5 protein-coding genes are annotated in these 4,529 nt (G+C 72.2%); all 5 read left to right on the forward strand.

All coding sequences use genetic code 11. The features are described 5' to 3' along the window. Positions 1–1,303: hypothetical protein (locus tag D7X55_RS36365; protein WP_121725430.1), on the forward strand; the 1,303-nt coding region annotated here is incomplete at its 5' end. A 33-nt stretch (positions 1,304–1,336) separates the two neighbouring features. Further along, the gene (locus D7X55_RS36370) at positions 1,337–2,179 is read left to right on the forward strand and encodes a GIN domain-containing protein (protein WP_121725431.1); all 843 of its coding nucleotides are present in this window, start codon (positions 1,337–1,339) and stop codon (positions 2,177–2,179) included. Between the two features lie 52 nt (positions 2,180–2,231). Beyond that, the gene (locus D7X55_RS36375) at positions 2,232–3,239 is read left to right on the forward strand and encodes a zinc-dependent alcohol dehydrogenase family protein (protein ID WP_121725432.1); all 1,008 of its coding nucleotides are present in this window, start codon (positions 2,232–2,234) and stop codon (positions 3,237–3,239) included. Between the two features lie 95 nt (positions 3,240–3,334). Beyond that, a complete protein-coding gene (locus D7X55_RS36380; protein ID WP_120552209.1) occupies positions 3,335–3,961 on the forward strand; it encodes a DUF1360 domain-containing protein in 627 nt (208 codons plus the stop codon). Positions 3,962–4,058: 97 nt separating this feature from the next. Next, a partial coding sequence (locus D7X55_RS36385) for a DUF2079 domain-containing protein (RefSeq protein WP_233610280.1) occupies positions 4,059–4,529 on the forward strand: 471 nt, incomplete at its 3' end.

The following is a 4,529-nucleotide window of genomic DNA, read 5'->3' on the forward strand; positions in this document are numbered from 1 at the left end:
GGTGGAGGGAGCGGCCATCGCGGTTCCGGTCGCGGCGCTGTCGCCCGCGCCCCTGGTGGAGGCCGCGACGGGCGGTGAGGCCGCGCGGCCCGTGGAGGCCACCGTGGCCCAGCAGCGCTCGGACCCGGAGGAGATCCACGTCCCGGCGGTGCTGATGGCCCTGCCGCACGTGAGCACCGCGGGCACGGCCACGGACCGGCTGGTGACCACGTTCGCGCTGGGGGCCATCGCGACGCACGCGAAGCGCGTGGACGGCGCGGCCCTGTCGCTGGGCGCGAACTGGGTGGGGGAGAGCCTGTCCGGCGCGCAGCTCACGCTCGGGGCCAACGTGGTGCGCGGCACCGCGTCCGGTGCGCAGTTCGCCGTGGGCGGCAACATCGTCACGGGCGAGCTGGAAGGCCTCCAGGCCGCGGTGGGCCTCAACGTGGCGAAGGGCTCGGCGGTGGCCGGCCAGCTCGCGGTGGGCGGCAACGTGGCGGGGGGCGAACTGTCCGGCGGACAGTTCGCCGTGGGCGCGAACATCGCGGGCTCCGGCGGCGTGGGCGGCCAGTTCTCCGTGGGCGCGAACCTCGCGGCCGCGCGATTCAAGGGCGCGCAGTTCGCGGCGGGCGCGAACATCGCCTCGACGATGTCGGGCCTCCAGGCCTCATCCGGGTTCAACTACGCGGGCCAGATGCAGGGCGCGCAGCTGTCGCTGCTCAACGTGGGCGGGGACGTGTCCGGCGCGCAGGTGGGGCTCATCAACGTCGCGGGCAAGGTGGACGGACTCCAGCTGGGGTTGATCAACGTGGCGCGCGAGTCCCAGGGCGAGGCGCTGGGCCTGCTCAGCTTCATTGGCAACGGCCAGGCGAACCTGCAGCTGTGGGCCAGTGACATCGCGTACACCAACGTCGCGGCGAAGTTCGGTGGACGGCACTTCCACACGCTGCTGACGCTGGGCTTCAACCCGGGCACGGACACGCACCGCCGCCGCTACGTGGGAGGCCTGGGCTTTGGCGCTCACATCCCCGCGGGGCCATTGTTCTTCGACCTGGATGTCATTGGCAGCGGCGTCCACACGGACAACCTCTTTCGCGATGGCGACGGCCTGAACGTGCTGGGACAGTTGCGGCTGGTGGCGGGCTGGCAGGTGGCGAAGCGGTTCGCGCTCATCGGCGGCGTCACCGGCAACACGCTCGTGACCTGGGACAACGGGGACCGCTGGGAAGAGCTGGGCATCGGGCCGGAGTGGCGCAGCGTCTCCGACAGCGGACGCACCACGGTGCGCGTGTGGCCGGGCGTCCTGCTGGGCGTGCAGATCTGACACGGCATTCGATTCGAAGTTCGGGAGGGGACCATGTGGAAGCATTTGGGTAGGGCCGCGCTGGCGGCGGGACTGCTGTCCGGCTGCTACTTCACGGATGAGACGCACGGCGACGGCAACAGCGTCACGGAGTCGCGCGCGGTGACGGACTTCACCACCGTGGAGAACCGCGGCTCGCTGGAGGTGGTGGTGCGCGAGGGCGAGGCGCCGGAGGTGAAGGTCACGCTGGATGCGAACCTCCAGTCCCGCGTGCGCACCTTCGTGTCGCCCGGCAGCACGCTGGTCATCGAGACGGACGGCGCGTTCGCGCCCCAGGGCCCGGCGCGCGTGGAGATCCGCGTGCCGCGCATGGTGGGCGCGACGCAGGACGGCTCCGGCTCGCTGCGCGTGGAGGGCTTCGAGGGGGTGAAGGAGGACGTGAGGCTCGTGGCGAAGGGCTCCGGCTCGCTGAGCTTCTGCGGCGGCGTGCGCACCCTGGACGCGAAGCTCAGCGGCTCCGGGAACATGGAGCTGTGCGCGGCCGGCGAGGGCCTGGCCGAGTGGGTGGACCTGTCGCTGTCCGGCTCCGGCGACCTGAAGTTCGCGGGGTCCGCGAAGCAGGTGCGCGCCCGGATGGACGGCTCCGGCTTCATGACGCTCACGGGCGTCACCAACCGGCTCGACGCCTGGCTGGACGGCAGCGGTGGACTGGGGGCGCCGGGACTCAAGGCCGTGGACGTGAACATCACGTCGAGCAGCGCGGGGCCTGCCGCCGCGTACGTGGACGGAGGCGGGGCGGCCGTCGTCATCAACTCGTCCGGGAACGTGGACCTGTACGGTCACGCGCAGTCCACGCAGCTGCGGGTCAACGGCAGCGGCCGCGTCATCTGGCACTGACTAGCTTGTCCTCGACACCCGCGGATGACGCGGGTGGGGAGGCAGGCGGGCCATGTCAGGGACCATGCGGGCGATGGTGCTCCACGCACCCGGACAGCGCCTGCGGCTGGAGGCGCGGCCCATCCCGGAGCCCGGACCGGAGCAGGTGCTGCTGAAGGTGCACGCCTGCGCGGTCTGCCGCACGGACCTGCACGTGGTGGACGGAGAGCTGACGCGCCCGAAGCTGCCGCTGGTGCCGGGCCACGAAATCGTGGCCACGGTGGTGGCGGCGGGCGCGCGCGTGGAGGGCCTGGCCCCCGGGCTGCGGGTGGGCGTGCCGTGGCTGGGGTGGAGCTGCGGGCAGTGCCGCTTCTGCCGCTCCGGCCGGGAGAACCTCTGCGACGCGGCGCGCTTCACCGGCTACGACCTTGACGGAGGCTTCGCCGAGTACACCGTCGCGGATGCGCGCTTCTGCTTCCCGCTGCCGCCGTCGTACGCCGACGCGGAGGCCGCGCCGCTGATGTGCGCGGGGCTCATCGGCTTTCGCAGCCTGCGCATGGCGGGGGAGGGCGCCCGGCTGGGGCTGTATGGCTTTGGGGCCGCCGCGCACATCCTCATCCAGGTGGCCCGGCACCAGGGGCGCCGCGTGCATGCCTTCACGCGTGAAGGCGACGCCAAGGGACAGGCCTTCGCGCGCGAGCTGGGCGCGGTGTGGGCGGGAGGCTCGGACACGCCGCCGCCGGAGCCGCTGGACGCGGCCATCCTCTTCGCGCCCGTGGGCGCGCTGGTGCCCGCCGCGCTGAAGGCCGTGGACAAGGGCGGGGTGGTGGTGTGCGGCGGCATCCACATGAGTGACATCCCGTCGTTCCCCTATTCGTTGCTGTGGGAGGAGCGCGGGGTGCGCTCGGTGGCGAACCTCACGCGGCAGGACGCGATGGACTTCCTGGCGCTGGCGCCGCGCGTGCCCGTGCGCACGGAGGTGCGGATGTTTCCCCTGTCCCAGGCGAACGAAGCGCTCCAGGCCCTGCGCGAGGGCCGCGTGCGAGGGGCCGCGGTGCTGGACATGGCGGCGGCGGAGTAGGGCCCCACTGGAGCGGGTGCCCGCGCGCCTGTCCGCCTGGATGCTTCGGACCCGGGGGAATGCACAGCTTTCGCGGCACGGAGGCTGTGCACCTCATGAAAGCGCTTCAGGAGACGGGACCGTTCGAAGGGTATGACTCGGAGATCCACCCGCTGGGCTCGTATGGCGTCCTGCTGGGGACCTTCAGCACGACCGTGCTGGGCTTCCTGGGCTGGATGGGCGCGTCGGGGCGGAGCCTCCCGGAGCGCTTCAGCGGCGCCGACCTGGCGCTGTTCGGGGCCGCCACGCACGTCGTCACGCGGGTGGTGGCGGCGGACAAGGTCACGGCGGTGGTGCGTGCGCCGTTCACGCGCTTCAAGAGCAACGCCAGCGCGGGCGAGGTGAGCGAGCAGGCCCGGGGCACGGGGTTCCGCCGCGTGATGGGCGAGCTGCTGGACTGCCCCTTCTGCCTGAGCCCGTGGGTGGCCGCGTCCTTCCTCATCTCCGCCACGGTGCGTCCCCGGCAGACGCGCTTCGTGGCCTCCATCTTCGCCCTGAGCGGCGCGTCCTTCTTCCTGCACCGGGCCTATGAGCTGCTGGGCGAAGGGCTGCACCGCACCCGCGCGCAGGCGCACCTGCTGCACAAGGAGCAGGAGCGGCAATCCGACGACGGCGTGCAGCTGCCGGGTCGCGGGCCGCAGGTCGTGGAGCCCGGCCGCGCTCCCATCCCGTCGCCGAGTTGAGAATCGCTGAACCCATCGCCTCTCCAGCGGAAGCGCGCTACAACGCCGCGCGTCCGCGATGACCGAGCCTGTCCGACAGCGTTGGGGGAGCCTGCTCGTGCTGCCGGGCCTGGTGCTGCTGTGGCTGGGCCTGGTGGTGATTCCGGTGTGGCTCCAGGCCGCGCGCCTGTGCTTCGCGAGCTATGACCTGGGCATCTACACCCAGGCCCTGGCGCGGCTGTCCCTCCAGGACCCGAACCCCTGGCTCAGCATGCGGCAGGTCCACATCTTCGCGGACCACTTCGACCCGGTGCTGTGGCTGGCCCGGCCACTGGTGACGGTGATGCCCGCGAAGTGGGCGGGGCTCGTGGCGGAAGGCGCCTTCGTCCTGCTGTCGCTCGCGCCGCTCGTGTGGCTCCAGGCGAAGGGACAGCTGGACCGGGCCTCCACCGCGCTCCTGGGCGCGTTGCTCCTGTTCAACCCCGGCACGACGGCCGCGCTCACCTTCCCCATCCACCCCACCACGTGGGCCATGCTCCCGTGGACGTGGCTCGCGGTGGTGTACGGCCTCAAGCGCACGGGGTGGATG

Source organism: Corallococcus sp. AB049A (assembly GCF_003668885.1).
Taxonomy (GTDB): Bacteria; Myxococcota; Myxococcia; order Myxococcales; family Myxococcaceae; genus Corallococcus; species Corallococcus interemptor.

Bases quoted from the DNA above. Each gene is read 5' to 3' on its own strand.
- D7X55_RS36370 (WP_121725431.1), top strand. From the start codon at position 1,337: ATGTGGAAGCATTTGGGTAGGGCCGCGCTGGCGGCGGGACTGCTGTCC.
- D7X55_RS36380 (WP_120552209.1), top strand. From the start codon at position 3,335: ATGAAAGCGCTTCAGGAGACGGGACCGTTCGAAGGGTATGACTCGGAG.
- D7X55_RS36375 (WP_121725432.1), top strand. From the start codon at position 2,232: ATGTCAGGGACCATGCGGGCGATGGTGCTCCACGCACCCGGACAGCGC.